Source organism: Leptospira perdikensis (assembly GCF_004769575.1).
Classification (GTDB): domain Bacteria; phylum Spirochaetota; class Leptospiria; order Leptospirales; family Leptospiraceae; genus Leptospira_A; species Leptospira_A perdikensis.
Genome location: NZ_RQGA01000014.1, coordinates 518,566 through 543,014, shown reverse-complemented (window position 1 = coordinate 543,014; position 24,449 = coordinate 518,566). Strand labels below are relative to the sequence as shown.

Genomic DNA, 24,449 nt, shown 5'->3' with positions numbered 1-24,449 from the left:
TCATTCTCCCTTGATGACTTGGTCGAATTTTCCGTTTTTCATTTCGTAAACGGTTTGGGCATCGAAGGCAAGTTTCATATCATGTGTGACAAGAATAATGGAATGGTTTCGTTTGTTATACTCATTGAGAAGGAGTTGGACTAAGTAACTATTTTCGGGGTCTAAATCTCCGGACGGTTCGTCCGCAAATAGGATGGCCGGATCGTTGATGAGAGAACGGGCAATTGCTGCTTTTTGGATTTGTCCCCCAGATAAAGTTCTGGGTAACGAATTTTGTATATCACCTAACTTTAAATGTTCGATCAAATAATCGCATTTACGAATGTAGTCATCATTCGAGAATTTTCGGGTGAAAAGGGCTGGGAGAAGGATATTTTCTTTGATGGTAAGGTTTCCTACAAGTTCCGAAAACTGGAACACTAAACCTAAGTCGCGTGCGCGAATTTCTGCCAGTTCCTGTTTCGAAATTTGGGAGAGTTTGGTTTGGTCATAAAGAATATCACCTTCCGTCGGAGAGAGCATTCCCGTGAGCATCGAAAGCAAAGTGGTTTTTCCGGATCCGGAAGGGCCAATGATGGCAACATAGTCACCTTGGTTTACATCAAAACTTACGGAACTGACGGCTTCGTCTTTTCCAAATCGTTTGGTTAGATTGTGGACTCGGAGTAACATTATTTTTGTCTCCGAATGGATTTGTAAGGATCAATATAGGAACTGATTCCAATGGTTGGAATGGATACGGAAAGTCCCAGGGCAATGAAGAGAACCAAACAAGAAAAAATGGATTTCAATTCTTGGAGAATGCCAAAATCGGCAGGTGGATTTAGGTTTCCGAGATTGATAATGATGGCCAATAGGAAACTAGGAAGAAATAGGAAAAATAGGGACAAAGAATGTAGCCAAATACAACCAAGTCGGTTTCCACCGATGGCCATCATGACACCAATATCACCGAGTCCGTGTAGGCAATGGAAGAAAAACAGAGCCATGAGAGCAAAGCTTGTCGAATAAAAAAGAATCTGCGGAGATTGGTCAAAGGAAACGATACTAGTAAGGGACACTCCCGAATACAAATGGAAGTGAATTCTTATAGCGAGTAAGAAGAATGTAAAAACCAGGGCTCCGACGAGGCCATAGGCCACCGAATAGAGTCGATCCCGGAAGAGAAGGCGAAGAGCAAACGAAATGTAGGTGAGTTGTATCACTTCCAGGACAGAATTGACGTAAGACTCTTTTTTACCAACTAAAATAGGAAAATAGGAAGTAATCGAATTTGGCATTTTTTATCTTTGTGGGAGCAGCAGTCATTATGCTCGGGTTTCTCTTGACCTTCATTGTCGGGCAGAGACGGGATAGTTATGCTAAGGCTTTGAGTCTTGCCACCTTAGGGAATTTTCTAGATGCAAGGGCTCTTGTACGCGAAAAACTCGAAGAAGACCATCAAAATCCCTATGGTCACTATGTCATGGCTAAGATCTACGCCATGGAGAATGACCCCCTCAACGAAGCCAAACATCTAGAAATCATTAAAAAGAACAATCGGTATACAAAAGAAATCGATTCCGTAACGGTCTCGAACCGGATTGCAGATATTTATTATAACAAAGATTTTTTTGAGGAGGCTTTCTTTCACTATTTGGACACCCTCCAGGCAGATCGTTCCAATCCGATCGCTTGTCTCCGACTGGGATTTATGGCCCTCGGACAAAAAGAATTCAAAATTGCGGAACATTTTTTCTCACGAATTCCAGAAGAAAAAATCAATCTCTCTTCTTACTTCATTGCTCGTGGTGTGATCTCTGGTGTGACAGGTGGGGGGAAAGAAAGAGAATACTTTGAAAAGGCATTCAAACTAGAAAAGTCACCCGTCTCTGGATTTTTATATGCCCTTTCTCTTTCTCGTGAAAACAAACACAAAGATGCTGTGAAAACGGCTGTGGCCATCAGCGAACAGATCGAAGACGAGTTTGTTCGATTTACCTTATTTCAGTTTTTAATGACAGAAGCGATCCTTATGCAAAATTTTCCGGAAGCATTGAAATACGGAAGGTTATGTTTGGAGATGGCAAGGCTCAATGCTTGGCCAAGTGAAATCATTGAATGTAGCATTCACTTTGCAATGATCACAGTGTATATGGGCAGGCTCGATGATGCCTCCGAATATTTAATTGAAGCGGAAGCAGAAAGACTTGATGATCCTGATGTGGTGGCCCTTGCCAATTTAAAATATCGATTGGAACGCCAAACAGGAACCGTTGAATCTTTGACTCATGAGTATGATCTCACACGAGAACTGAATTTACTTTCTGTTAATTTATTTCCAAACTCTAGATATTTTGAACTGAGTGGAATGCGTTCCTCGAAACCATTCAATATCAAAGGTATGGTAGATGATGGCGGAAAAAAACTAACTTCCAAACTAGATATGTTGGGTCTTGATAAATTTGAAAAGTTCATCAGCCTTCCCGGTACCAATTTCAAAAATCAAGCCACTCGAATGGTGATGAGTATGGGTTATCGTGTCACCAAAGAGATGTCCAATCCTGAGGCAGATGGTGTGAATTTACTTGCATCTTCTAAAGAAGATGTAAACAAAAGGGCTTTGTTTCGCGTTCGTAAATGGAAGGATGCCAAAGTTTCCGATGTATTTTTACGAGAGATGACAAACCAAATGGAAGAGTTAGGTGCTACCAAAGGTTATGTGATTGGAAACTTTGATGTTACAGAAGCCGGGAAAAAAATCATCGCTGCAAGTAATGGAGCTCTTGAGATGTACAGTGGGGATTTGTTTGAGGACCTTCTCAACAAAACAATGTGATGTACCGTTTTCCTAAACTTTTCTTTTTTTATACAATTTGTTTCTTTTCCTGTTTCAGTTTCGCCTGCCAGCTCACGAAAGAAAAACTTCAATCTGCTGAAACTCTTCCTCTTTCTGATGTAAGTGTTAGAGAAACTGCTTGTCCCATTCCTTTAACAAAGGGAGTTGTTTATGGAACTACCCTTACTAAATTTGATGAAACCTGTCTCCTTGCGGAATTAAAAGTATTACTTGCTGATCTTTGTGCAGGTTCCTTCTCTCATCTCCCAAACCTTGTTCATCCCACTAAAGGTCTGTATGTGGATGCAAAAGGTTATTGGACATATGTAGAAGTAAAAAAAGATTTGGCCGATCCGAATGGATACTTCCAAGTCTACTACTTTGATTCTAAAAAATTAGATGAGAAGAAAGGCAGTGTAGGTAACCTTACCGTTCGAGAGGTTTTCCTTTCTGCCAAACAGGTTTGGGTGGATTTTTATGCGGGCTCTAGCGAAGAAGTGGAAGTAAAATTCCGGTTTTTAGAAAATCCCAAACTCGAAAGGTATTTGATCAATCCGAGTTTTGTTAAAGAGGACGGGAAGTGGTATCTCCTCCGTATGTTTTGATTTACCGAGTTCCGGTAATCACTTGTTTGACAATTTCTGAAGCAGTATAACCTGGATTTAATTTTCTTGCATCTGCTACTTGTTTGGTGGCTGTTTTTTCATCAAAACCTAACTGGATGAGGGCAAGAGTTGCCAGATCACTTTCTCTATCTTCTGAATCTGTTTTTGTTGATTCATCATTGAGAAAGATCTCTAATTTTTTCAGATTTTGTTTGATTTCAAAAAGGATTTTTTCTGAGGTTTTACCTTTGACCTTCGGGATTTTTTCCAAAGTTTTTCTATCGTCTTCTTTGGCAATTTTATACAAATCATCTGCATGGAAAAAGGATAGGATTTTGAGAGCAGTGAGTTCCCCAATCCCATGGAGTGATTTGATGAGTTGGAAAAGTTCTCTGTCTTTTCTTGTAGAAAATCCAAAAAGACGTTCCCCTCTATCCGTGATAGAATGAAAGATATGTAAAAAAATCTCCTCTTTCATTTTGTCTTTACATTCTAAATGTAAAGGAAAGGGGATATGGACTTCATAACCGACACCTGCCACTTCAAGGACAAGATGGTCCATTTCTAATTGAATTAATTTTCCACGTAAACTTGCGATCATCCTTTAAATCCCCCTTCCAAAATCTAGGAATCCATCTTTATGGCGACAACTCTTTTGTCCGAGCCATCTCACTTTCCGTGAATCCACTAAAAGGGAGATGTCCGGGTATTTTTAAAAAAGAAAAGGATGTTGTGTTTTTTGAATTTACCTAGTAAACAAAAGGAGTGAAACGAATTCGAATCTCGAAACACCATGCCCTGGCACAGTATCTTACTTTGGCAGATCTTTTTAAAAGTTTACCACATACTGTACTTCGCGAAATGAAAGAAAGTACGGTTAGGGAATTTTTAGCCGGGGGAGAAGTGTTATTTGAGGAAAATTCGGATGGGAACGATTTGTACATTTTAGCGGCTGGGAAACTGCGATATGAAAAACGGGCAGCTGATGGAACCCTCCGCGATGTAGGTGAATTCAAACGTCTGGACATCATTGGAGAACTTAGTTTGTTCACCGGTGAAAAACGTTCTGCTACCGTGAAGGCGATTCGCGATTCTGAACTCATTCGAGTTCCGAGGGATGTGGCTTTGTCCATCCTACTCAAGTATCCTGATAGTCTTTTACAAATCACCAAAATCATTGCAGCAAGGTTAGCACATGCTAAAACAGAGAGTAAAGGTTTTGTTCCTGTTTCTCGCACCTTCTCCATCTTAAGTTCGATTCCGAAAGATTCTTTAGATGAAATCATCCATAAGATCGGTCTTGTTTTACTCCGTTACGGATCATTCTGTGTTGTGGATGAAAAGTTCTTTCTGGAACGAACAAGTGATATGCAGGCATTAGAGGAGTCGGAAAGAGAAACTTGGATCATTCGTTTTTTTTCACAGCTGGAAGCCGAGTTTGATTTCGTATTGTATCGATTAGAAGACCAAAATACAATCACACCTTGGGTGAAACGAGCCCTTCGCCAATCCGATTCTATTATATTCATCAAAGAGGCAAAGGCTGACCCAAATTGTATTCCTTTAGAATCCCTTCTTGACCAAAAACAATTTAAAGAAAGGCAACAAATACTAGTTCTACTCCAACCAGATCCAAAAGATGTACTCCCTGGAACCATTCGCCATTTACAGAAAAGAAAATATCGTCGTCACTTCCATGTTCATTCTGATCGGTTGGATACTTGGGAAAGATTGGGTCGTGGATTACTCGGAAAGTCGATCGGTCTATCTCTCGGTGGAGGTGGTGCCAAAGGTTTTGCTCATTTGGGTGTTCTCTCTGCCTTGGAAGAAAACAAAATTCCGATTGATATGGTGTCCGGTACCAGTGCGGGTTCCATCTTTGCGGCTCTCATTGCTATGGGAGAAACCAGTGCCAGTAGTAAAGAAAAAGCAAAAGCATTTTGGGTCTCCAAAGACTTGTTAAACGAATATACGGTTCCTATTTTATCTCTCACAACTGGTAAAAAATATACAGAGGCCATCCGCCAATTTTTTGGTTCCATCCAAATTGAAGATCTATGGATTCCTTATTATGCGATCTCCACCGATCTTTCTCATTCCGAAATTCATGTCCATGATCGAGGGGATTTGTGGAAAGCAATCCGAGCGAGTACTTCCATTCCAGGTGTGGTTCCTCCTTTCATCGATGATGGGGTCGTTTATGTGGATGGGGGAGTTCTTGACAATGTTCCTGGAATTTCCTTGAAGGAGAGGGGTGTTGGAAAGGTGATTTCTGTAGATGTATTTGGTGATATTTATCCTGACCAAGATAAAGAACTTTGTGCTTACTTTGATAAAACAAATCCCGGTGTGATGACAAACCCTTTGACACAAATTACAAACCTGATCAATTTTAATGAAATCCTTCGTCCCAAATTTCCGCCGATCGGTGATATCATCATTCGTTCCATTCTTGCATCCAGTAGGGACCGGATCCGCCAAACAGAAAAGATATCGGATTTGTTTTTACAAATTCCTACCAATAACTTCGGACTTTTGGATTGGTTTGCTTACGAACGTCTCATTGAACTTGGTTATGTTTCTTCGATTGATAAAATCAATCGAAGTCGAGAGAAATTTCTAAATCCGACTTTACATTAGAAACAATAGACTATCATACAAACTATGTTCGTATTTCGTAGCGTTCTGTATGTTTTTTTTCTTTTGTCATTTTTAACCAGTTCTCTTGTTGCACAAAACTTAGATTCGTTAGTTGCATCCGTTTATAATAAACAAGAAACCCTTCTCATTCGTAATGAAATTCGCAAACGTTTGGGAGACCGAGCCAATGAAAGTTCTGTGAAAGACATTGTCCAATCACTTCGTGTCTGGGCGGCATTGGAATCTATGCCAGCAAATGAGTTTGCAGAAGAAGTGGAAAGGTTTGTGATTCTTCGGGACTATGGTCTCAGTTGGGAAGAAACAGAAGAACTCATACCATATTTTATCACAACCAAACCGAACAAAAAAGACATCCCCTATTTGGGAAAATTCTTTAAAGAAATGTCTCTTTCTAAACTTCCAGAGGAAACCGTATCCGATATCTTACGTGTTTCTAAGTCCAAACAGTGGAGTGGTGCCTCCGTTCTTGTGGCAGGAAGGCTAATTGTTTTATCTAGAAAAAAAGAAGAAAATCCAAATATCACACTGGGAAAATTGGAATCCATGCTTCCCAAACAAATACAAACCCTAAGTGATGAGAAAAAAAATAAATTTCTGAACGATTGGTATCTGGGTGAAGGTAAAAAGGTAGATGCGAAGGATTGGGAGACTATTAAAACTGATACCATCCAAATTCTTTCTTTATCCTCTTCGAAAGAGAACTTTCAAAAATCCGAAAGACGGACAGAAATTGTTTGGAATGAACAAGGGGAGTGGGTCACAAAAGAACGTCCGAAACTGGATCCAAATCTTATCTTTTTACAGGAACAAAATACAAATCCTCCCATAAATAGTGGAGATAAAGATAAACGAAAGTTAGTTGACTCTGTCGGTCGTCCTTGGATCGGCACTCCTTATCTTTATGGTGGGTATTCTCGGCGCGGAGTGGACTGTTCCGGTCTTACTAAATCCATCCTTACCGATCCTAAAATAGGAATGAACGAAAAAATGATTCCGAGATCAGCGAGAGACCAAGCTCAAATTGGAAAGTCCGTTACAAGGGACAAACAACAAATTGGAAATTTAGTTTTCTTCTCCGCATCACCAAACACAAGTAAAATTACTCATGTAGGAATGGTTTTAGAAAATGGAAATTTTATCCATGCCTCTACAAGTCGAGGAGTTGTGATTCAGTCTTTAGATGAAAAGTGGTGGAAGGAACGATACATTACGGGTCGGGATATTTTTTCGGGAGGGAGATAGATGGGTAAAAAAAGAGCACTGGTTTTATCTGGAGGTGGGGCTCGGGGCGCCTACCAAGCAGGTGTTTTGCGGTATTTAGAAGAGATCCACTGGAAACCTGATATCATTTGTGGAACATCGGTTGGTGCCATTAATGCTTGTGCCATCGGTTCGGGAATGAATTCGAGTCGGCTGTCTGAATTATGGTTACGTCTCAATCAAAAAAATATCATGCGTTATTCGTTATGGAATATGTTAAAGGGACTGTTCCGAAGAAAGTATTACCCCCTTGTCGAAACGTATCCTCTTAAAAAATTCATTCATGAAAACCTAGATTTTACAACCTTAAACGAATCTAAAACCAAAGTGGTTATTTCTGCGGTGAATATTCTCACTTCGGAACTGAAGTTCTTCGATAATCCCAATCTTCGTATTGAACATATCCTTGCTTCCTCTGCCATTCCGATGGTTTTTCCTTGGCAGATCATTGATGGGGAACCGTATTGGGATGGAGGAGTGATGGCAAACACTCCCATCCTTCCTGCTCTCACTCATGAAGCTTCCGAGATTGTTGTGGTTCTCCTCTCACCTGTCGGGGGAGTGCCGATGATGGAAGCACCAGAAACAAAAGACGAAGCATTAGAAAGATTGTTTGAATTGTATCTTCTTGGATCTTACCGAAGTGTGGAACAAGGGTTGGAATATAGAAAAACAGTAATGAAGGGTCTTACCCCGGTTGAGAATTTTTTACTTGGCCTTCGTACTCAGTTTAAAAATGCAAAAATCTCTGTCATTGCACCCAAACGAATGTTAGGACTCGGGAGTATCTTGAATTTTAAAAAGGAACAGGCCGAACTTCTTTTGTTACATGGATATGAAGATGCAAAGGAATTTTTTACGGCAAATCCAATTTCCAAATAAAAATAGGAAAGGTCTATGTTCAGAACAAAGACCTTTTTTATGATTCTTTCTCTGGTTAGTTTCTCGAACTAACCATGATGTAAACGGAATGAGCGCTGTATTCGAAGGATTGAGAAAGGGAATTTGGATCAATCCTTGAATTTCCATAACCCACCTCACGAATGTAAGTTACAGAAACCGAAGATTTCGAAGTCACCCAAGAAAATCCTAAACTGAGGCCTTTGTTTCTGGAATACTCATTTCTTGGGTTATTCCCAGACCTTGGTGCTTTATAAATTAGGCTATTGTCCCCTGAATTTACTTGGACTTGATTTCCATGAGCATTTTGTAAGTATAAATCGACGGCAGACTCTGTCCAGGATATTGGTTTGGTATTTGGTTCGTTTGTGTAAATTCCAGCTAACACGGAGAATGTGTCTGCTACGTAGTATTCCATTCCGGTTGCAAAGTTGGTTGTGGAGGCTCTTGTCAATTCACGGACTTCCGTATCATTGACAGTGTATGTAACTCTCCTTCCGAAAGCGCTGATTTCGTCTTGGTTCCTTCTAGATTTATATCCGGTTGTGTAAATCATATCGAAGGAAGCAAGAAACCTTGAGGTTGGGAAAAAAGCGATACCAAATCGCATCTCAGAGGTTTGCGGAATGGATGTAGTGAGTTTTGGTTTTTGTGTGAGAACACCGGCTTCAATGGAAGATGCCCCGTCCCCAGTTCCTTCAATATAATCAATTGCCGAGGAACCTGGTCTTCTTGTAGAATCCGCATACACCTCGTTATACAGTCGGTTCCCCCCCATAACAAAGATACGGCGGTAACTCATCCCAAGGGAAACTTTTTGGATGGGTTGGTATTGGATTCCGATAACAGGCATAATCCCTGAGGTTCTACGGTTGTCTACATAGGAGCGCATGACATAACTAAGGTCAGAAAATTGTTGGAACTGAGTTCTTGATACTTCTTTCGTATCATTCATATAGTAGAGAGTGGCACCAATAGAAAGTTTGTCGGTAAGTAGGTAGGCAGCACTTGGTCCCACCAGGAGTTGGTTGTATTTTTCTTTTGTGTAATTCCTTGTGGAATTGATCGAAGGGGATACAAGCGGGTAATTGACCTGGTCGACTCGATTATAAGAATAATTATAAGTATTCACTATGGAAAATGCAAATTTCCATCGATCAAAGTTCTTCAACAAACCAATGAAGTTTGGATCAAAACCTTGGTGGGTTTGGCTGTAGATTTGACCGGGTGTATCAATGTTGATATAACTTCTTTTGACATCCTTGAAATTACTCGCTGAGATAGAGATCCCATCATGATAAGTAAATCCAAGTCCGGCCGGATTGTAATACGCACCGGAAGGGTCATCGGCGATGGCGGTAAAGGCACCTCCAAGACCCGCAGCCCTTTCTCCATAAAATCCTTGGATGTTATGAAAAGGTTCCGAGGAAAAGAGGAAACTTGGGCAAAGGAAAAGAATGGGGAGAAAATTTCGAATTTGTTTTTTGTTTAACATGGGTTTGTTTTAAATTATATTTGTACGATTGTATTTGCCAATGGAGTGTATTGTTCGTTACCATTAGTATCGATATAATACCGCCAAACTTCTGCTGTAGGGATTTGGTCCGCAGTTCCGTAGAAATCTACATAATGTACGGCTCCACCACTGTTTACGTTATTAAAATATTCTCCCCAACCTATGTATTCATCTGGATAGGTATTGGGGTTCACTCCGACTGGCATGATCACATAGGCATCGTATTCCATAAAACCAGCACCTTGCCCAACACCACCTCCAGGTAATGCTGTGGTAAATTCTACAAATGCATCCCATTCAAATTGATAAGCATTGGCGCCAGTTTCATAAAACTCACCATAAAGATCATAATCAAAGTATCCTAGTTCTTCATATTCATCATTCGAGTTATCATTCAAATCATAATAATCTACTGCAAAATATCCGGTATCACCATTTTCATCATAGGTTTCTTCTAAATAGTATTCATAACCATTGGGATTGTCTATGTATTCAGTGGTCACATACCCGCCAAAATCATTTGTTTTTCCTTTGACGGAGGTTGTGATTTTATCTCCAGCATTATCGTAAACATTGCTGTAACTAAGTGTGACACAATTGTTTGCATTGGCATTGGTATCATTGTCACATTCTTCAAAGGTAAACCTAGTGGTTGATTTATCCGTGCTCCCGGAAGTTGTAGTGACTTGTTTGATATTGAGTATGGCTTTGTCTTTTTTACCTGCTTGGGTAATATAAGTGATGGAAGCTTCTACACTGAGAGAAATTCCAAATACTTTTAAGGAACGAGTGATCGAACTAAAAATTTTAGATTTGTCTGATTTGAATTTAAGACTTTTTTGAAACTTATTGTTTGCGGGGCAGGGTTGGGGAGTTCCAATCGAATCTGCAAATGAATATTCTATTTCCGCATCATACTCGTTATTTGTTAGAGTTCTGTAGATCATAGCCGGTGTGGGTACGGCTTGTCCAATATAAGGTAAAATTCCTTCGTTTTGTAAACTTGATAGTTCCCCACGGGCTTCTTCTTGGCTCAAACCCAGTCGTATGATCCCTTCCAGGAATTCTTCTTCCATCGATTGTGTGATTCGTACAGTAGAAGTTCCACCGGGAACACAAACACCGGGACTTGCTTTGGCAACATTATAGGCCCCACTGATAAGAACCAAATCCCTTTTGGAATCACGTAGAATTTCGGATACAATGGAGGTTCCTTCTGTGAGAAAGGCCTGCCCTGTAAATCCATAATCAAAAGTATCTTGTGCAATTCCTTTGGAGAGGAATTTTGTTTTGGTTACTTTGGGAGTTTTACCGAGAGAAGAACCAAGACCCGAGGATGGTTTTCGAATCGAACGAGGCACTGCAACACTCAAGTTGGATGGAAGTTCGGAATTGATATTGGAATTAAGAAGACTTCGGACAAGAAAACGAGTCACCAACGCTGAGAGTGAATTACTTTCATCTTTTTCTTTTTTACAACTGGTAAAAGTAAAGAAAACGAGTAAGAATATTAGGAAAAGATGATTCATCAGGCATTCATTTCATGAGTGCGAAAGGAAATGTCAATTCTAAAGTCTTTCTATAAAAAAAGAGTATTCAAACAGTTAGAGAAAAAACATAATTTCTTGCATGAGAGCACTATCTCACACCTTTTTGTTTCTTTTTTTAGCACAAACACTGATCGCTAAGGGCAATGTATACGTACAAAGCACAAAGGCGAAACTTCTTTCCCAACCCAAACTCAGTGCCGATGGGATTCCCTTACAAATGGGGGATGCACTTTCCCCCATCAGTGAACAAGGACTATTTGTCCAAGTTCGGTCGCAGGATCGTTCAGGTTGGGTCTCCAAATTATTTGTATCACCTCTCCCTCCTGGAAACCAAATCAAACTTGGTGTTACTTCCAATTCATCAGAGGCAGTGGTGGCAAGACAAAGGGCCTCTGACTTTACAAAAACTGCGGCAGCAAGGGGACTTTCCGAAACACAGAAGATGAGGGTAAGAGGAGAGGGCGACTTATATGACTTTGAATCTTTGCGTTGGCTTGAGTCTGTACCTTTTACCTCAGCCAGTGTAAGTCCGAGCCAAGGCACTGGAAAAGAAGAAAACCAATCGATTACCAATTCCTTATTTGCGAATACAGAATTGGATGTTTTAAAAGAAACACAAGCAGAGGTAAAACTTGGCCGTTCTCTTGCGGCACGGTTATTAAAAAAATACCCGATCGTAAAAGATACAGAACTCACAAGTTATCTAAACACAATTGCTTCTCGAATTGCTGCTGTTTCTTCTCGGAAAGATTTGAGTTTTCGTGTTGGTGTCATTGAATCACCAGAGATCAATGCCTTTGCTTGTCCCGGTGGTTTTGTTTTTTTTACGACAGGCAGTCTCAAAAAAATCCAAACAGAATCGGAACTTGCAGGAATCATTGGGCATGAAATCGGACATATTGTACTCTTTCATAACGGAGAATTCAAACAATCGAATTTGTTTTTGGATATCCTTTCTGGACTTTTGGCACCCCCAGGTGGGGAGGTTGTGAATGCCGCAGCTTCTGCTGCCCTTGACGAAATGGAAAAACAATTATTTGAAACGGGTAGAGATGTGAAATTGGAATTAGAAGCAGATGAAGCCGCAGTGGGACTGGCAAGCCAAGCCGGATATTCTCCTGTTGGATTATCTAATTATTTAAACACTCTTTCCAAATCAGAAGGAACAGATTCTTTTAAAAAAACACATCCAGATACTACCATTCGGATCGCCAAACTAGTGTATATTGAATCGTCTGTTTCCACAGAGAATACCGCATTTATAAAAGATCGTTGGAGTGAATTCAAACCCAAACTAAAACCATGAAACAAAAAAAATATCTTTTGCCGTTTTTTCTAATGGTTCTGATTCCCGGGGCCATTTTGGGATTGTTGTCTTTATTCGGTTTATCGAATACTCTCAATAGAAAACTATCTGATTCGTTATTTCATTTATTTCCCCCCCATCATCAGTTTTCCAAAGACATTATCATTATCGATATTGATGAACAAAGTATCGCAAAGTATGCAGACCATCCGGAACTGGGACAGTGGCCTTGGAAAAGGCATATTTACCCAACACTTATTGGTTATACGAAACTCATCTCTCCACCCAAAGTCACCATCATCGACATTATGTTTACAGAGCGTTCTGATTATGACGATGCTCTCGTTGCGGCCAATCTCAACTTAGGGGAAATTTCCCATGCTGCCAATTTTCGGGATGGGGGGATTGTTGTGCCAAGAAAGGGAGAAGAAATTATTTCCGAAAAGTTTAGTGTCCCCCTTCCAACTGACACACCTTTTCCTCGGTATGAAAATGTTGCCTTTCCCATTGGTCAAGTAGGGGAAACTGCACCGATGATCCATGTGGTGAATGTCATCGCCGATAGTGACGGGATCCTTCGCCGGTTCACTCCTTTCATTCGTTGGAAAGATAAACATTTTCCCACACTCGCCTTGCAAGCGTTTGCTTCCGGTGAGAGTTACGAATCCGAATGGAAAGAAGGACGTTTTCGAATCCATAAGGATGGAGTGGAAAGAGAAATTCCTTTGGGGAAAGATGGACTTGTAAGGGCTTATTTTTATACGGAAGCAGAGCTGCGAAACATTCCACGTTATTCGGCTGCAGGAATCATTGAATCTTTAAATGAACTGAATGCCAATGAAGTAGAAGATCCTGAAAAACTTCTTGTTCCTCCTTCTGTTTTTGAAAACAAAATTGTTCTTATAGGAACTTCTGCTGCTTCCACACACGATGATGTGGTCACCCCTCATGGACTATTTCCTGGTGTGATTGCTCAGGCTGTGTTTGCTTCCAACTTAATCGAAGGACATATGTTACGCGAACTTCCTGAAATTTGGGGGATCGCATTTACTTTATTCATTCTTGTCATCGGAGTGGTTATCCTTTTTGTCAACCAAATCCACTTTTTAAGAAATATTTATCCTATCTTCGCTATATCGATGTTTGTTGGTTTATTCTATTTTTTATACAGACTTGATTTGGTTCTTGCCACTTCTTCTTTTATCATCGCTTTCCCTTTATCTTATTTGATGGGATTTGCTTATCTGACTTATACAGAAGGAAAAGAAAAGAGAAAGTTCAATAATATCTTGCGAAACCTAGTCGATCCCGGTGTTGTGAGTGAAGCTCTAGAAGACATGGATACTTTGAAAAAGGGGGGAGAGTGGGAGATCACAGCTTTTTTCTCTGACGTGGCAGGATTTTCCTCAATCAGTGAAGAACTAAGTGCGAGTGACCTTGCTCGTTTGCTCAACGAATATTTATCCGCAATGACAAAAATCCTAAAATCCAATTCAGGAACTTTGGATAAATACATTGGAGATGCCATCGTCGGAATTTTTGGTGCACCCATCCAAAACAAAGAACATCCAAGGCTTGCTTGTAAAACGGCTCTCGAGATGGTTAGCGAGTTGGAAGTTCTAAGGGCCGGTTGGAAAGAAAAAATGGATTATACCGAAACTGCAAGAGAGATGGCGTTTCGGATTGGGCTCAATTGTGGACCAGCTAAGGTTGGTTTTATGGGAACTGATAGTTTGGCATCCTACACCATGATGGGAGACACAGTCAACTTGGCCGCAAGACTTGAAGCGGCAGCAAAGGATTATGGAGTTTCGATTCTTGTCTCCGAAAGTATTGAGACTGCATGTAAGGGCGAATTTCATTTTCGCTTTTTAGATTGGATCCGTGTTAAAGGTAAAGAAGCTCCTGTTAAAATATATAGTTTGGTATCTTTTGTTTCAGAACTAACTCCCATAATTTTAGAAGCAGAACAAAAATATGAAGAAGGTTTTCAGTTTTATCTGAATCGGGAATGGGAAAAGGCGATTAGCTCTTTCGAAAAGGTTTCTGAAATTTATGGAACACCTGATGTAACAAGTAAACTTCTAATCAAAAGGTGCCAGGCTCTATTTAAAAATCCGCCGGCTGTGGGATGGGATGGTGTGTTCACAAGAACTTCTAAATAATTTCGTATATATATAAAAATAAAAAAAATAGAACTCAGTTTGGACTAGGAAATATGCGTTATGGACGAAAAGGAAACAAATTCGATTTGTTGGAAGCTAACTTTAGGTTTGGAATTATTGACATCAATACTTGCGGTTCCCATTGCCGTATTGTTCATTGTTTCTGGTGGAAACTATAACTTAGAAAAGGCGATTTATGTAGTGATTGGGGCAACCATTGCTCTCACCATTTCCTATATTGTGCCAACGGTTCGTTTTTTTCGGTTACGAAATCTGATTTTGGAAACAAGTCCCGATTCGTTTTCAAAGAAAACACTCGAAGAAAAACAAAAAACTAAAATGAAACTGCTTAAATTTCCAAGAAACCATCTTGGATATTTTTTGGTTCAATGGTCGCTTGGTATTCCATTCGCTGCCTATATTACTTTTTTGTTTTTCAAACCAACAATCACAGAAATGTTTCCTTATGTAATGCTTCCTTTGATTATTTATCCGGTTCTTGGTGTGTCCCATTTTTTTCTCGCGGAACTTAGGTTAGCACCGATTTTAAAGTTACCTGCACTTAACGAATTAACTTTGCCCGTAGGTGAAATTCCCAAAATTGGGATTTTTCCTAGAGTCTTTTTTACGATGTTTGCTGTATTCAGTATGGGGATGACAACCCTTGGATATTTACTCGTAACAGAAGTTACCGGAATCATCAAACTGAACAATGCAGGCCTTACGATCGCATTACTGTCAGTTTTTATTGCCATTGCTATTTATGTTTTAACTTCACTTTTTGTTCGGGTTTTAAAATCAAATACCGACCAAATGGTAAAAAGGTATTTAGGACTTGCCAAAGGAGACTTACGGGAACAGGTTCCTATGGTTTCCACTGATGAATTGGGTCATGGTTCTTTGGCCCTCAATTCCTTTATCCAAAGTCTTCGTAAAATTTCTTCGGTGGTGATTACTGAGTCAGATCGAGTCAGTAATGATTCAAAAGTCATTGCATCTCACACAGAAGGACTTTCTCATGCAATGATGGAACAGGCATCCTCTACTGAACAAATGTCTTCAGGAATAGAAGAGATGACGGCTAGCATTCGTTCAACGGCAGAGGGCGCCAAAAAACAAAATGAAATTACCCAAGATGCTCTGACATCAATAATTGATATGGAATCAGCATTGGTTGATGTACATTCTTCTATGGAAAAAACCGAAATTGAAACAAAACGAATGGAAGAAGAAGTAAATTTGGGCCAATCGGCTTTACAGTCCACCTTGGTTGCTATGGAAGAAATAGAAACCAGTGTGGAACATACATCCGATGTCATCCAGGTTATCGGTGATATCTCTGACAAAATTGGACTTTTGTCTTTGAATGCCTCCATTGAAGCGGCAAGAGCAGGTGATGCAGGCCGAGGATTCGCTGTTGTCGCAAGCGAGATATCTAAGTTAGGTGAACAGACTCTTGAGAATACAAAACGGATTTTGGAAGCAGTTGAGAAGGCTTATGAAGCCTCCAAATCTGGTAGGTTGGCCGTATCCAATACGGAAAAAACATTCCATCAAATCGGACACTCAGTTGATACAACCATCAATCTAATCAAATCCTCTTCCGAGCTGACAAAAAAACAGATGAGTATATCCAAAACGGTAAAAGATAGTTTTGTGAATTTAACAAGGTCTGCTCTTGAGATTGAACAAAACACAGATGAACAAGCTCGCACATCAGTGGAACTCGCTCAAAGTATTGCAACCATATCAGAAGGAACTGAATATTTAAATCAATTTGTTGGTGAAATTGATAAACTTTGTTCTGCACTTTCTGACCAAGCAGGTACTCTCAAACGCGACATTAGTTTCTTTCAAATTTGATCTATTTGTTTTTATGTGCGCCTCGCCAATGATTTTGTTTAATGCAACTTAATCATTGTACGGCGACCGCGCTTTCCGCTTCTATCTTTCCCTCTGGGAAAGGATATCCGCTGCAATCGCTGGCATAAAGTTCGAGAACTTTCGAACGATTGCATTGGATTTAATCTTTTGGTTTTGCCACTTCCCCTCGTAAATACAGAACCGCAGATCCCCCGATGGAGACACGGTCTCCCAAACATTGGATATAAAAATCAGCACCGCGTTTGGACTTTTGACGACTTCTATATGTTTTTTTTCCGAGCCTTACATCCACAAAGGGAGCGATCGAACAATGAGCCGATCCTGTTGCTGGATCTTCCGGAATCCCAAGTCCGGGTCCGAAAAATCGGAACTCGTAATCGGGCGCTCCATTTCCTGATTCGTTGATGGAGAGAGCAATATATCCCCTGTTTGTTGGTAGTTTATTTAGTTTCTGAAAGTCTGGGTTTAAAACATCCAAATCAGAAGGAGAGGAATAGAGAAAGATCGTATCTTTTCCTTCCCAAATTTCTAAAGGTGATTTTCCAAGTATAGATTCCAGTAGGTTGGAATTTATGGTTTGGCTTTCTTTAAATTCTGGATAGGTGGGAAAGTTTAGATAAATTAAATTCTCTTCGATAGAGACAGGTAAAATTCCCGACTTGGAAACAAAATCAAACTGCTCTCTGGTTTCACCGTAATGATTTTTTAAGACATAGGTCGCAGCAAGGGTCGCATGACCACAAAGATCTACCTCTACAAACGGAGTGAACCAACGGATTCTGTATTGGTTTTTTTCCTGAACCACAAAAGCAGTTTCGGAAAGATTGTTTTCTTTTGCGATATTTTGCATCCATTCTTCACTCGGCCATTGGGGGAGGACAAGAACTGCTGCTGGATTTCCCGAAAACAGAGTATGAGTAAAGGCATCTACAATATATATGGTTTGAAACATAAAATGAGTGTATCAGAAGGAAAAGAAACAGTATGTATACAGTTTGAAAAATTGAAAGTATACAGTTTAGAAAATATGAATCTGTCTGGATTGCTAGTTAAATCCAGTTTTTTAGTTTGATTGTAAATCTATTGGATATTTTATTTAGAGAAACTAATGGCTGTTCTATTGACAATCTCACAAACCAATAGATCTAAATCTTTGGCAGATTCTTTTAGATAGGAATGAATTTCATTCGTTTTCTCTTCGGACATTCCTGATTCTAATAGTTCCAATAAACCTAAAATGTTGGCAAGAGGCCTTCGTATTTCGTGAGATTGGATTCTTGCAATCTCTTTTAATTCATGGATTTGTTCTTTGATTTTGTTTTCAATCTGGATTTTTTCCGTGATATCTACGATGATTGCGGAAACATAGTTGGTTTGGTTGACTTCGAATCCATTTAGGCTTATTTCCACAAGGATTTCGGTTCCGTCTTTTTTTACTGCCGATGCCACTTGGTTTTTTCCAATCCTCATGGGTTTGGGTGCTTGTAAATAACCATTCACTAAGCGGTCATGACCTGTTCTATGACGCATCGGAACAAGTTGTTCTACAGACTTATCAATGAGTTCCTCTTTTTTAAATCCAAATGTGTTTTCCGTTTCTAAGTTGCAGTGGACTATTTTTCCTTCTGTATCCACAATGAGGATAGCGTTTGGTGCCGATTCAATGAGATTGCGAAATTTTTGTTCACTCTCTGATAGTGCAATTTCCATTTTTTTTCTGACATCAATGTTTTTCGCACGAAGACAAACTCCTAAAAGATTTTTTTCTTTATCGTAAGTAGGATTCATTCGGTATTCAAACCAAATGGATATACCTTTGTGGTCGGAATGCCTTTCGAGTAACGTCGATTCTCCTTGGATTGCTTTTTCAACGAGTCCATGGAACACTTCTTTGTCTTGGTCTGTCACAAAACTTCTATAATCATCACCTATTTGGATCATTCTTCCGGAGTAGGCTTTGAGTGTGTCTAACAAACTTTGATTGAAAGCAAGAACGGAATAATCTAAACCCATAAGTACAATGGCATCGGTGGAATTATCCAAAACCATTTGCGCATAATCTAAGGGTCTTTCGGGAGACATTGAGTAGATGGTTTCACTTTCCATTCCTTAGTAAATCAGAAAATGAAGAGGTTTTTCTATTGCCATAGTAGTTCCACTCATGGAAGCTTTAGTTAGGTGGTAAGTACCAGAACCGTCATGAATTCTTAGTTCATTTCCTAGTATTAATCTTCTCGATGTACCGACAAAATTCCAAAACCTTCTTTTTCATTCCCAAGTGATTCCTTTTTGGATTTCTATCCATTTCCCTATGTATTTGTTTTTCTAAGAAGGAAAATCAAATACAATACCGACCAATGCGGGGTATGGGTATTTTAAATTTAGAACATCTCTTTTTGATGGGCGACTATCCATCCAGGCCAAACTCTTTCAAAATCCAGAGAAATGTTTTAGCGATCGTGACTGTTATCCGCAAGGCCATTGGGAAGAGGTTGGTTCTCTGGACAACATCCAGCAAAGTTTCCCCATCCAACTGGATACTGGTTCTTATGATGCGATCTCCAAAGTTAGTTATCTAGAAGTCTCTTTTTTCAATTGTAAGTTCAGTGAATTAAAAATTTACCATGGGTTTCAGTTCAAGGAACCCTTTGATCCTTTCCAACCACTTGAATTTTATCATAAAGACCAATGTGATTGGATTTCAGGGAAATCTGTAGTTTGTCCGAAAATCGACATAACAAAAAAAGGGATTCTTGAAATTGATTTCCGTAAAGGTTCCACTCGGAACAATCACGTCTCATTTTGGCATTTACTACAAGGGCCATCTTACATTGGACCAACATTAGGTCTTATCTATTGTGGCCCTGTTATGAAAACAGTAGATTTTATGGATTTGAAAGTGAATCGGTATGATTGAATTGATAACGAAGTTGTTCTGATCAATTAGATTCATAGTCGAAAGCATTCCGCGAGAGGGATACGGCGGGCTTGGTCTGGCGAATGCCAGACGGAAGCGAATGCGCACCCCGAAGTAGCCCGGTCCCGAAGTAGAAATAAAAATTTGTCGCCAAACTATCGTAATGTTTATAGTTTGTTGTTGTTTCGGGACTTGCCCTGAATTTGCGAGGATAAACCTTATGAATTTTGGTAAACTGAACCTATTACTAAAATCACATAGGTTTTTTGTAATATGAAGAACCAAATTCTAATTTTGCTAGTATCATTCATTTTTTCATCGTTCTGCGGAAAACAATCAGACCCGATAGATCCGGATCGAAAAATTAAATTTTGCCAGTTGGTTGCAATCGATATAGAGAGAAATCCACAAAATAATAATTCATTAAGTTCATCAAAACAGATATCCGCTGCTGAATATTTAGCTTTATGTTACCAAACGTATAAGAAATGAGTTATTTACTAGTGAAGATTTTGCAAACACCGTCATTCCAATTCTTCTTCCAAACGTTCCACAACCGTTTCTAAAACCATTTTCCTTGCGAAGTATTTGTCATTGGCCGGAACTAAAATCCAAGGGGCTTTGGGTGTATTGGTTTTTTGAAACATTTGGTTGGCCGCTTCTTCGTAGAGTGGCCATTTGTCGCGGTTACGCCAATCTTCGTCTGTGAGTTTCCACCTTTTGAGGGGATCGTTTTTTCTAGATTCAAACCGAACCAGTTGTTCTTCTTTATCGATATGAAGCCAAAATTTAATGATGATGGTACCGAAACTTAACAATTGTTCTTCGAAGAGTAGTATCTCTTCGTAAGCCCTTGACCATTCCGATTCAGAAGCAAATCCTTCCACCCGTTCTACAAGGACACGACCGTAATGGGAACGATCAAAGATTCCAATTTGTCCTTTTTTGGGGATTCGGTTCCAGAATCGCCAAAGATAGTGGTGTTGGATCTCGTCTGAATTCGGAGCCGAAATATTATGAACTTCAAATAGTCTGGGATCAATTTCTTGTGTGAGCCGGCGAATGGCTCCACCTTTACCAGCAGCGTCCCATCCTTCAAAAATAAAAAGTAAAGGTCTTTCTTTGGTTTTGGATAAGAAGGTAAGTTCTCGGATTCGATTTTTTAAAACTTTCATTTTCGCCTGATATTCGTCAGGTGATAGTGTTTGAGTATTGTCTAATTGGTTTAAATGTAAGATACGAGTTGGCATTTGATTGGATTTCATGGGATAAGCTCCATTCCATGATTGATCGATTGTAGGGCTGTCCTCGAATCGTATTGTAAAATCCGTTCCAAACGTTCAATAATGGCTTCAAAAACCAAAAGTTTCGTATCTTCCTTTTTATCGCTTGTGATGATTTCCCAAGGAGAGTCGATGGTTCTCGAAGCACTCAGAATGGAATCAAAGATTTCAAAGTAACGGTTGTAATGTTCCCCTTGGTCTTTGTCAAAATGCGAAAGTTCCCATTCCTTTTTTTTCTTTTTTGCATCTTCCAAACGTTTTTTTTGGTCTTTTTTGGAAATATGCAAAAAGAATTTATGAACAATGATTTTGTCTTTGGAAAGAATTCGTTCTGTATTTAAAATAGATAACAACCTTTGGTCATATTCAGAAAGTCCGATTTTTTTTTCGGAACGAAGGTAGGCGAGGCGGCTATAGTAAGTATTCAAATAAAATAAAAATTCCCCATAACGAGGAACCACTCTCCAAAAGTTCCTAAGAAAGGGATAACCTTTGTCTTCCGATTGGTCCACGTAAGGAGAATGGACTTTGAACTTTCTTGGATCCAAACGAATCGTTAATGATTGTAATATGGAACCTTTTCCTGTAGAGGCAAACCCTTCTAACAAAAAAATATGCGCAATCTTTTGTTTGAAGCTTTCTCTTTGTAACAAGAAAAATCGTTCCTGTAGGTCGGTCAGATCACTTGACGAATACTTGGGAATTTGACTGTTTGGATGTCTTTCTAAAATCACAAGGAATCAGCATAGGTAAGTTTTTTAAAAAACCTACCTTTTTTTATTCCGGATTTTCATTACAATTACATAGGTTTTGGAAACCCGGGCCCTGTGGCTTTTGCAATATGATCGAGTCCCTTGTCCTGGTTTTCATAACGAGGAATCAAATGGACGTGTAAATGAGGAACTCTTTCGGCAATAGCCACAATGTACATCTTTTCAGGATTATATTCTTTTAAAATTTCCGTAGCTTGGTGGATGGCTCGTCCGTAATTTTCGAACACAGAGATCCCAAGTCCAAACCAGGACTCCACATGACGGCGAAGTTCTAAATACAAATACCCATCTAGGTTTTGTTCTGCTTTTCTGAGAATCCAATCGTCATTTTGGAATAGGATTTCTGTTTCATTTTTATGGGCATCACAGATGCTACAGTTCATCATTCTTCCCAGTTTGGCCGATAGGTAAAGAGATGCGAATCTATTTTTTAATCATCCTTTTGTTATCTCTTGTAGGGCCAAATCAGGTGTTTTCACAGACACAGGGTGATTCAAAGGATCCATTGACCGAACTCATTTATTCTCTGTCTGAAGTTGTATTTGCAAATCCCTTTCGCAAAGAAGAAACAGAAATTCGCAAACGAATCCTGGAATCCAATGCCGCCGAAATCCGGGACACACGCATCCAACTCAAAAACATTCTACGTACTTTAAGTCTTACAAAATTAGACGCCAAAACCAAAAATCAAAAACTCCATTCGTTTGCGGAATCACTTGAAGGACTCCCGAGCCTCGGTGGTTTCCTTTGGAAAGAAGAAACCGAAACAGTATACCAATGGGGTGATTGGTCGGATTTTTATGAAGATGGGTATAGCAAAGAAAAAATAAGACTCGAAGGCCAAATCCCGTCTTTCACTTACGAAGGAGGAACCCTTTATTTTTTTCTAAAAAATCCTCCGGGTTCTTTTCCCGCTGAATTTAGTTTTCTCGGTTGGGAGTCCCATTTTTATGCCTTTGGTGATGAAGGTTCTTTACGTTACACAAATGATTTCCATTTGGATCCATCGGAAAGGTTAGGTGACTTTCGTAAGGCTTTTGATTCCATCCGTAAAAAATTTCCCGGTTCCCATATCGTTTTAGCAAGTGATCTCACCATCTTCATTGTTCCTGGTGAACCTAAACCCATTTATTATATCTTCCTCTTCTTACGATTTTTCCTCATCACCTGGACCATACTCCTTGCCCTTTACATCGTTCGTATGGGCTTCTCCTTTCCAAAAAATCATTTGCCCGAAGAAAGGCCCCCCCTATCCTGACAATACATCTGTCACCATGCCCTGGTAGTTCAACGGATAGAACATCGGTCTTCGGAACCGACAGTGGGGGTTCGATTCCCTCCTGGGGCACCAATTTTTTTATCACTCGAAATTCAAATATAGCTAACTGAACTTAACTGGGAATCGAACAGTTTAGTGAGCCAAAGGACTGCGACCCATAGGGAGCAGTGCTTTGGACAAGCCGACCCGGATGGGAGGCGACGAACAAAACCGTGCCTCAAAGCGTTGGTGAGCCATGATGGCGAACCAGCGGCGAGGTCGATTCCCTCCTGGGGCACCAAATTTTTTATCACTCGAAATTCGAACCTCATCTTACAGAACATAAGAGAGGGGGCGAATCCCTCGTCTCTTTCATACTACCAATTGATCCATTCTTTATTGGAGTTTTTTCTTTTCCAGGGACCGGGCTACTTTGGGGTGCGCGTTCGCTCCCGTCTGCCTTTGGCAGACCAAGCCCGTCGTATCCCTTTCGCATTTTATGAATGGAAAATAGATGTCTTCATTTCCTTTCACCCTTCGTCCATGATTAGTTTTCTATCCATTCAAATGGTAAAAAATTCCCTCATCAGATCGATTTAATTCATTTAATTTCCTTGACAATAGTTTCCTAGGAAACTATATTTTCTTTATGACAAAACCGGGTGTTGTAGAACCAAGTCATTTAAAATCTCATCTGGGATACCATTTGCGGGTTGTTTCTAATGCCGTTTCTCATTCCTTTGCGAGGAAACTTGAAGTTTTGGATGTGACCGTTGCGGAATGGGTGATCCTCAGGGAAATGTATTCTTATGACACTAATACTTCACCGAGTGTTGTGGCAGAGATCACCGGACTCAGTCGGGGAGCCGTATCCAAACTCATCGACAGATTACTCAACAAAGGCCTTGTGAGTCGTGAAGAAGCAAGTGAAGATCGGCGTTACCAAGAAATCAAACTTACAAAAGAAGGAGCAAAACTGGTTCCTAAACTTTCATTAATCGCAGATGAAAACGATTCCGTTTTTTTTTCTTTGCTTTCCAAATCGGAAAAAGACCAACTCCGAAAGACTCTCATCAAACTAGCCCAAACGCATAAATTAAATTTAAACCCAATTGAATGAGGAGATAACAATGACCAATCTAACCACAAAACTCACGGAAGCACAAAAATTGGCGATGTCCATTCGACCCAAAGTAGGCGGTTTCCCAACCTTAGCGGAAGTCTTAAGGGAAGCTGGAGTCAGTATGAACCGTTGGGTTCTACCTTCTTGCCAAGCCATCTATCATATGAAAGACGGTTCTGTAGTCCAACAAGGTAACCCAATTGTAACGGGAGTCCATGAGATTCCTATCTTTAATCGTGAAGGTTTAATCAAAGCTCTACGCACAGACCAAGAAGGGAAAAGTAGTTTCCTTGAATTTCTCAAATCAGCTTGGGAAGCAGGTGTTGTCGGATATGATGTTGATTTGATTGGAAGAAAAGTTATTTATTACGGAGCCAAAGGAGAAAGTTATTTAGAAGAGTATCCTGCTGTGACTCTTCCAAAGTAATTT

Annotated in this window: 21 protein-coding genes and 1 tRNA gene; 12 read left to right on the top strand and 10 right to left on the bottom strand. The window is 39.9% G+C overall.

Going from position 1 to position 24,449, the window contains the following annotated elements:
• Both EHQ49_RS15345 and EHQ49_RS15340 read right to left on the bottom strand, forming a co-directional pair.
• Positions 1 to 672: an ABC transporter ATP-binding protein gene (locus tag EHQ49_RS15345; protein ID WP_002973757.1), complete on the bottom strand. Its 672-nt coding sequence runs from the start codon at positions 670 to 672 to the stop codon at positions 1 to 3.
• Positions 672 to 1,280, bottom strand: coding sequence for an ABC transporter permease (locus tag EHQ49_RS15340; RefSeq protein ID WP_135580510.1), 609 nt, complete (start codon positions 1,278 to 1,280; stop codon positions 672 to 674). Before EHQ49_RS15340 ends, EHQ49_RS15345 begins: the two co-directional genes overlap by 1 nt.
• On the opposite strand from EHQ49_RS15340, the gene EHQ49_RS15335 reads away from it, so the two are divergent.
• The gene (locus tag EHQ49_RS15335) at positions 1,274 to 2,818 is read left to right on the top strand and encodes a restriction endonuclease (protein WP_135580509.1); all 1,545 of its coding nucleotides are present in this window, start codon (positions 1,274 to 1,276) and stop codon (positions 2,816 to 2,818) included. The two genes, EHQ49_RS15340 and EHQ49_RS15335, sit on opposite strands and share 7 nt — an antisense overlap.
• On the top strand, positions 2,818 to 3,423 hold the full coding sequence (locus EHQ49_RS15330; protein ID WP_135580764.1) for a hypothetical protein: 606 nt from the start codon (positions 2,818 to 2,820) through the stop codon (positions 3,421 to 3,423). Before EHQ49_RS15335 ends, EHQ49_RS15330 begins: the two co-directional genes overlap by 1 nt.
• 1 nt (position 3,424) lies before the next feature.
• Here EHQ49_RS15330 and ruvA read toward each other — a convergent pair whose 3' ends face one another.
• Complete coding sequence (gene ruvA / locus EHQ49_RS15325; protein ID WP_135580508.1) at positions 3,425 to 4,024, bottom strand: Holliday junction branch migration protein RuvA; 600 nt, start codon at positions 4,022 to 4,024, stop codon at positions 3,425 to 3,427.
• A gap of 164 nt (positions 4,025 to 4,188) precedes the next feature.
• Here ruvA and EHQ49_RS15320 point away from each other — a divergent pair, with 164 nt between their 5' ends.
• Genes EHQ49_RS15320 through EHQ49_RS15310 form a run of 3 tightly spaced genes read left to right on the top strand, consistent with a single transcriptional unit; the run spans position 4,189 to position 8,226 of the window.
• A complete protein-coding gene (locus EHQ49_RS15320; protein ID WP_244241509.1) occupies positions 4,189 to 6,063 on the top strand; it encodes a patatin-like phospholipase family protein in 1,875 nt (624 codons plus the stop codon).
• A gap of 24 nt (positions 6,064 to 6,087) precedes the next feature.
• Entirely contained in the window at positions 6,088 to 7,326 is a 1,239-nt protein-coding gene (locus tag EHQ49_RS15315) for a C40 family peptidase (RefSeq protein WP_135580507.1), read from the top strand.
• Positions 7,327 to 8,226 (top strand): patatin-like phospholipase family protein, encoded by a 900-nt coding sequence (locus tag EHQ49_RS15310; RefSeq protein ID WP_135580506.1) that lies wholly within the window; start codon positions 7,327 to 7,329, stop codon positions 8,224 to 8,226.
• 55 nt (positions 8,227 to 8,281) lie between these two features.
• Here the strand turns inward: EHQ49_RS15310 and EHQ49_RS15305 are convergent, their stop codons facing one another.
• Both EHQ49_RS15305 and EHQ49_RS15300 read right to left on the bottom strand, forming a co-directional pair.
• The gene (locus EHQ49_RS15305) at positions 8,282 to 9,739 is read right to left on the bottom strand and encodes an OmpP1/FadL family transporter (protein ID WP_135580505.1); all 1,458 of its coding nucleotides are present in this window, start codon (positions 9,737 to 9,739) and stop codon (positions 8,282 to 8,284) included.
• A gap of 14 nt (positions 9,740 to 9,753) precedes the next feature.
• Positions 9,754 to 11,289 carry a hypothetical protein gene (locus EHQ49_RS15300; RefSeq protein ID WP_135580504.1) on the bottom strand — a complete coding sequence of 512 codons (1,536 nt, stop codon included), beginning with the start codon at positions 11,287 to 11,289 and terminating at the stop codon, positions 9,754 to 9,756.
• A 100-nt stretch (positions 11,290 to 11,389) separates the two neighbouring features.
• On the opposite strand from EHQ49_RS15300, the gene EHQ49_RS15295 reads away from it, so the two are divergent.
• Genes EHQ49_RS15295 through EHQ49_RS15285 form a run of 3 tightly spaced genes read left to right on the top strand, consistent with a single transcriptional unit; the run spans position 11,390 to position 16,644 of the window.
• Positions 11,390 to 12,616: a M48 family metalloprotease gene (locus tag EHQ49_RS15295; RefSeq protein ID WP_135580503.1), complete on the top strand. Its 1,227-nt coding sequence runs from the start codon at positions 11,390 to 11,392 to the stop codon at positions 12,614 to 12,616.
• Complete coding sequence (locus tag EHQ49_RS15290) at positions 12,613 to 14,781, top strand: adenylate/guanylate cyclase domain-containing protein (RefSeq protein WP_135580502.1); 2,169 nt, start codon at positions 12,613 to 12,615, stop codon at positions 14,779 to 14,781. Before EHQ49_RS15295 ends, EHQ49_RS15290 begins: the two co-directional genes overlap by 4 nt.
• 60 nt (positions 14,782 to 14,841) lie before the next feature.
• Positions 14,842 to 16,644 carry a methyl-accepting chemotaxis protein gene (locus tag EHQ49_RS15285; RefSeq protein ID WP_135580501.1) on the top strand — a complete coding sequence of 601 codons (1,803 nt, stop codon included), beginning with the start codon at positions 14,842 to 14,844 and terminating at the stop codon, positions 16,642 to 16,644.
• A 160-nt stretch (positions 16,645 to 16,804) separates the two neighbouring features.
• Here the strand turns inward: EHQ49_RS15285 and EHQ49_RS15280 are convergent, their stop codons facing one another.
• The 5 genes from EHQ49_RS15280 to EHQ49_RS15260 form a co-directional block, all read right to left on the bottom strand.
• Entirely contained in the window at positions 16,805 to 17,617 is an 813-nt protein-coding gene (locus EHQ49_RS15280; protein WP_135580500.1) for a PhzF family phenazine biosynthesis protein, read from the bottom strand.
• A 140-nt stretch (positions 17,618 to 17,757) separates the two neighbouring features.
• On the bottom strand, positions 17,758 to 18,771 hold the full coding sequence (locus tag EHQ49_RS15275) for a PAS domain S-box protein (protein ID WP_244241508.1): 1,014 nt from the start codon (positions 18,769 to 18,771) through the stop codon (positions 17,758 to 17,760).
• 1,335 nt (positions 18,772 to 20,106) lie between these two features.
• On the bottom strand, positions 20,107 to 20,847 hold the full coding sequence (locus tag EHQ49_RS15270; protein WP_135580499.1) for a UDP-galactose-lipid carrier transferase: 741 nt from the start codon (positions 20,845 to 20,847) through the stop codon (positions 20,107 to 20,109).
• Positions 20,844 to 21,599, bottom strand: a complete 756-nt coding sequence (locus EHQ49_RS15265; protein ID WP_135580498.1) for a polyphosphate kinase 2 family protein — start codon at positions 21,597 to 21,599, stop codon at positions 20,844 to 20,846. Before EHQ49_RS15265 ends, EHQ49_RS15270 begins: the two co-directional genes overlap by 4 nt.
• Before the next feature lie 65 nt (positions 21,600 to 21,664).
• Positions 21,665 to 22,021 (bottom strand): HIT family protein, encoded by a 357-nt coding sequence (locus tag EHQ49_RS15260; RefSeq protein ID WP_135580497.1) that lies wholly within the window; start codon positions 22,019 to 22,021, stop codon positions 21,665 to 21,667.
• Positions 22,022 to 22,053: 32 nt separating this feature from the next.
• On the opposite strand from EHQ49_RS15260, the gene EHQ49_RS15255 reads away from it, so the two are divergent.
• The 4 genes from EHQ49_RS15255 to EHQ49_RS15240 all read left to right on the top strand — a co-directional run bounded on the left by EHQ49_RS15255 (position 22,054) and on the right by EHQ49_RS15240 (position 24,446).
• Positions 22,054 to 22,896: a hypothetical protein gene (locus EHQ49_RS15255; RefSeq protein ID WP_135580496.1), complete on the top strand. Its 843-nt coding sequence runs from the start codon at positions 22,054 to 22,056 to the stop codon at positions 22,894 to 22,896.
• A gap of 18 nt (positions 22,897 to 22,914) precedes the next feature.
• Positions 22,915 to 22,989, top strand: a tRNA-Arg gene (locus EHQ49_RS15250).
• A gap of 556 nt (positions 22,990 to 23,545) precedes the next feature.
• Positions 23,546 to 24,016: a MarR family winged helix-turn-helix transcriptional regulator gene (locus tag EHQ49_RS15245; protein ID WP_135580495.1), complete on the top strand. Its 471-nt coding sequence runs from the start codon at positions 23,546 to 23,548 to the stop codon at positions 24,014 to 24,016.
• 10 nt (positions 24,017 to 24,026) lie between these two features.
• Positions 24,027 to 24,446 (top strand): DUF1398 domain-containing protein, encoded by a 420-nt coding sequence (locus EHQ49_RS15240; RefSeq protein ID WP_135580494.1) that lies wholly within the window; start codon positions 24,027 to 24,029, stop codon positions 24,444 to 24,446.
• Positions 24,447 to 24,449 lie beyond the last annotated feature (3 nt).

Bases quoted from the DNA above. Each gene is read 5' to 3' on its own strand.
- EHQ49_RS15345 (WP_002973757.1), bottom strand. From the start codon at position 672: ATGTTACTCCGAGTCCACAATCTAACCAAACGATTTGGAAAAGACGAA.
- EHQ49_RS15340 (WP_135580510.1), bottom strand. From the start codon at position 1,280: ATGCCAAATTCGATTACTTCCTATTTTCCTATTTTAGTTGGTAAAAAA.
- EHQ49_RS15330 (WP_135580764.1), top strand. From the start codon at position 2,818: ATGTACCGTTTTCCTAAACTTTTCTTTTTTTATACAATTTGTTTCTTT.
- ruvA (WP_135580508.1), bottom strand. From the start codon at position 4,024: ATGATCGCAAGTTTACGTGGAAAATTAATTCAATTAGAAATGGACCAT.
- EHQ49_RS15315 (WP_135580507.1), top strand. From the start codon at position 6,088: ATGTTCGTATTTCGTAGCGTTCTGTATGTTTTTTTTCTTTTGTCATTT.
- EHQ49_RS15310 (WP_135580506.1), top strand. From the start codon at position 7,327: ATGGGTAAAAAAAGAGCACTGGTTTTATCTGGAGGTGGGGCTCGGGGC.
- EHQ49_RS15305 (WP_135580505.1), bottom strand. From the start codon at position 9,739: ATGTTAAACAAAAAACAAATTCGAAATTTTCTCCCCATTCTTTTCCTT.
- EHQ49_RS15300 (WP_135580504.1), bottom strand. From the start codon at position 11,289: ATGAATCATCTTTTCCTAATATTCTTACTCGTTTTCTTTACTTTTACC.
- EHQ49_RS15295 (WP_135580503.1), top strand. From the start codon at position 11,390: ATGAGAGCACTATCTCACACCTTTTTGTTTCTTTTTTTAGCACAAACA.
- EHQ49_RS15290 (WP_135580502.1), top strand. From the start codon at position 12,613: ATGAAACAAAAAAAATATCTTTTGCCGTTTTTTCTAATGGTTCTGATT.
- EHQ49_RS15285 (WP_135580501.1), top strand. From the start codon at position 14,842: ATGGACGAAAAGGAAACAAATTCGATTTGTTGGAAGCTAACTTTAGGT.
- EHQ49_RS15280 (WP_135580500.1), bottom strand. From the start codon at position 17,617: ATGTTTCAAACCATATATATTGTAGATGCCTTTACTCATACTCTGTTT.
- EHQ49_RS15275 (WP_244241508.1), bottom strand. From the start codon at position 18,771: ATGGAAAGTGAAACCATCTACTCAATGTCTCCCGAAAGACCCTTAGAT.
- EHQ49_RS15270 (WP_135580499.1), bottom strand. From the start codon at position 20,847: ATGAAATCCAATCAAATGCCAACTCGTATCTTACATTTAAACCAATTA.
- EHQ49_RS15260 (WP_135580497.1), bottom strand. From the start codon at position 22,021: ATGAACTGTAGCATCTGTGATGCCCATAAAAATGAAACAGAAATCCTA.
- EHQ49_RS15255 (WP_135580496.1), top strand. From the start codon at position 22,054: ATGCGAATCTATTTTTTAATCATCCTTTTGTTATCTCTTGTAGGGCCA.
- EHQ49_RS15245 (WP_135580495.1), top strand. From the start codon at position 23,546: ATGACAAAACCGGGTGTTGTAGAACCAAGTCATTTAAAATCTCATCTG.
- EHQ49_RS15240 (WP_135580494.1), top strand. From the start codon at position 24,027: ATGACCAATCTAACCACAAAACTCACGGAAGCACAAAAATTGGCGATG.